This is a genomic window from Mycobacterium europaeum, from assembly GCF_002102155.1.
Lineage (GTDB): Bacteria > Actinomycetota > Actinomycetes > Mycobacteriales > Mycobacteriaceae > Mycobacterium > Mycobacterium europaeum.
This window is the reverse complement of record NZ_LQOU01000027.1, coordinates 1-2968: the sequence shown is the minus strand read 5'-3', so window position 1 is coordinate 2968 and position 2968 is coordinate 1. Positions and strand designations below refer to the sequence as shown.

The 2968-nt window shown below is 68.2% G+C and carries 3 protein-coding genes and 1 tRNA gene; 3 read left to right on the top strand and 1 reads right to left on the bottom strand.

Going from position 1 to position 2968, the window contains the following annotated elements; translation table 11 throughout:
* Positions 1–80: 80 nt before the first annotated feature.
* Positions 81–166, bottom strand: a tRNA-Leu gene (locus AWC03_RS14055).
* A 98-nt stretch (positions 167–264) separates the two neighbouring features.
* On the opposite strand from AWC03_RS14055, the gene AWC03_RS14050 reads away from it, so the two are divergent.
* The 3 genes from AWC03_RS14050 to AWC03_RS14040 form a co-directional block, all read left to right on the top strand.
* Complete coding sequence (locus AWC03_RS14050; RefSeq protein WP_085241210.1) at positions 265–1629, top strand: M20/M25/M40 family metallo-hydrolase; 1365 nt, start codon at positions 265–267, stop codon at positions 1627–1629.
* 29 nt (positions 1630–1658) lie between these two features.
* Positions 1659–2189 (top strand): YbhB/YbcL family Raf kinase inhibitor-like protein, encoded by a 531-nt coding sequence (locus AWC03_RS14045; RefSeq protein ID WP_085241208.1) that lies wholly within the window; start codon positions 1659–1661, stop codon positions 2187–2189.
* Positions 2190–2243: 54 nt separating this feature from the next.
* On the top strand, positions 2244–2968 hold a 725-nt coding region (locus AWC03_RS14040), incomplete at its 3' end, for a DUF222 domain-containing protein (RefSeq protein ID WP_142278389.1).

Here is a 2968-nt window from a genome sequence, read left to right as displayed (position 1 = left end):
AAAAACCCCGGCCGATGGCCGGGGAATCTGTAACCCATGACGCGACTCATCTGTCACCTATGACTCGACTCATCACACTGTGTCCGAGGGGGGACTTGAACCCCCACGCCCATTAGTAGGGCACTAGCACCTCAAGCTAGCGCGTCTGCCATTCCGCCACTCGGACAAGACCAACCGCATGGGTTGGCAGCTAAGGCTATCGGATTCTCTCACGCGGACCCAATCCAGCCGGGCCGCTCGGCGCCGAGCCGCGTGGCGTCGGCAATGGTAGGAAAGGTGGTTGTGACCGCCCAGACCGAGTTCCCGGCCCACCCGCGTGACGACGTGGTCGAGGTCGTCAGCAGGTTGATCCGGTTCGACACCACCAACACCGGCGAACCCGAGACGACGCGGGGCGAGGCCGAGTGTGCGCAGTGGGTGGCCGAACAGCTCGCCGAGGTCGGCTACTCACCTCAGTACGTCGAGTCCGGCGCCCCCGGTCGCGGCAATGTGATCGCCCGCCTCCCGGGGGCCGACCGCTCGCGCGGGGCGCTACTCATCCACGGGCATCTCGACGTGGTGCCGGCCGAGCCGGCCGAGTGGAGCGTTCACCCGTTCTCCGGCGCGGTCAAGGACGGCTTCGTCTGGGGACGCGGCGCGGTCGACATGAAGGACATGGTGGGCATGATGATCGTGGTGGCGCGGCACCTGAAGCGGGCCGGGATCGTGCCGCCGCGCGATCTGGTGTTCGCCTTCCTTGCCGACGAGGAACACGGCGGCAGTTTCGGGGCGCAGTGGCTGGTCGACAATCGGCCCGACCTGTTCGACGGAGTCACCGAGGCGATCGGCGAGGTGGGCGGGTTCTCGCTGACCGTGCCGCGCCGCGACGGGGGCGAACGCCGGCTCTATCTGATCGAAACGGCCGAGAAGGGTTTGTCCTGGATGCGGCTGACCGCCCGCGGCCCGGCCGGACACGGGTCGATGGTGCATGACCAGAACGCCGTCACCGCCCTCGCCGAGGCGGTAGCCCGCCTCGGCCGGCATCAGTTCCCGCTCGTGCTGACCGACACCGTCGCCCAGTTCCTGGCCGCGGTCAGCGAGGAGACCGGGCTGACGTTCGACGTCGAGTCGGGCGACCTGGCAGGAGCGATCGACAAGCTCGGGCCTATGGCCCGCATGCTCAAGGCCGTGCTGCACGACACCGCGAACCCGACCATGCTCAAGGCCGGGTACAAGGCCAACGTCGTCCCGGCGCTCGCCGAAGCGGTGATCGACTGCCGGATCTTGCCGGGCCGCAAGGCGGCGTTCGAGGCCGAGGTCGACGAACTGCTCGGCCCGGACGTGACCCGAGAGTGGATCAAGGACTTCTCGTCGTATGAGACCAGCTTTGACGGAGATCTCGTGGATGCGATGAACGCCGCCGTGCTGGCCCTGGACCCGGATGGCCGCACGGTGCCCTACATGCTGTCCGGTGGCACCGATGCAAAAGCCTTCGCGCGCTTGGGTATTCGCTGTTTCGGTTTCAGCCCGCTGCGGTTGCCGCCGGACCTCGACTTCACCGCGTTGTTCCACGGGGTCGACGAGCGGGTACCCGTGGATGCGCTGAGGTTCGGCACCGATGTGCTGGCACACTTCCTGACACACTGCTGAAGACACGACACGCAACGAGAGGATCGCCCATGAGCACCGCGCCCGACCCGTACGCCGCGCTGCCGAAGCTGCCGTCGTTCACCCTGACGTCGGAATCGATCACCGACGGCCAGTCGCTGGCCATGCCCCAGGTCAGCGGAATCATGGGCGCGGGCGGGGAAGACGTCAGCCCGCAGTTGAGCTGGTCGGGATTCCCGGCGGAGACGCGCAGCTTCGCCGTCACGGTCTACGACCCCGACGCGCCGACGGCCTCGGGATTCTGGCATTGGGCGGTGGCGAACCTGCCGGCTGGCGTCACCGAACTGCCCGCGGGAGCCGGCGACGGGAGCAACCTGCCCGGTGACGCGCTGACCCTGGTGAACGACGCCGGGATGCGTCGCTACATCGGCGCCGCGCCGCCGCCCGGGCACGGGCCGCACCGGTACTACGTCGCCGTGCACGCCGTCGGCGTCGACAAGCTGGACCTCGGCGAGGACGCCAGCCCCGCCTACCTGGGCTTCAACTTGTTCCAGCACGCGATCGCCCGCGCCGTCATTCACGGCATCTACGAACAGAAGTAGGCGCGTAACCGGAGCCGCCGCGGTTGTGTCGGTCCGCCGGCGTAGCATTCGAACATGCGTTCGAGTGACCGTGAGGAGATCCAGCACGACGTCGCGGCGTTGCGTGCCGCGGTGTCCCGCTTTCAGGGGCATTCATATGCGGCGTTGACGAATCCGGAACGGTTGGCGTTGTTGGAGATCCTGGAGTGTGAGGCGCGCCGGCTGCAGACACCCAGTCATCAGCTGATCAATCAGGTTGGGGAGCAGGCTGATTCAACCGAGTTGGGTGGGAAGCTGTCGTGGGCATTGGCCGATCGGCTGCACATCACCCGCGGTGAGGCCGGCCGCCGCATCGCTGAGGCCGCCGAGCTGGGGCCGCGCCGGGCGCTTTCTGGTGAGCCGTTGGCGCCGGTGCTGCCCGCAACCGCGGCGGCCCAGTGCGACGGGGCCATCGGGGCCGAGCATGTGGCGGTGATCCGGAGGTTTTTCCGCCAGCTGCCGGACTGCGTCGACCTCGACACGCGTGAGCACGCCGAGAAACACCTGGCGTGCGAGGCCACCCACTATCGCCCGGATGAACTCGTCAAGCTCGCCCGCCACCTGATGGACTGCCTCAATCCCGACGGTAACTACACCGATGCCGACCGGGCGCGGGCTCGCGGCCTGGTGCTGGGCCATCAGCAGGCCGACGGCATGTCGCGGTTGAGCGGCTGGCTCACCCCCGAGGCGCGGGCCACGTGGGAGGCGGTGTTGGCCAAGCTGGCCGCACCGGGCATGTGCAACCCCGACGACCAGACCCC

Bases quoted from the DNA above. Each gene is read 5' to 3' on its own strand.
- AWC03_RS14050 (WP_085241210.1), top strand. From the start codon at position 265: ATGGTAGGAAAGGTGGTTGTGACCGCCCAGACCGAGTTCCCGGCCCAC.
- AWC03_RS14045 (WP_085241208.1), top strand. From the start codon at position 1,659: ATGAGCACCGCGCCCGACCCGTACGCCGCGCTGCCGAAGCTGCCGTCG.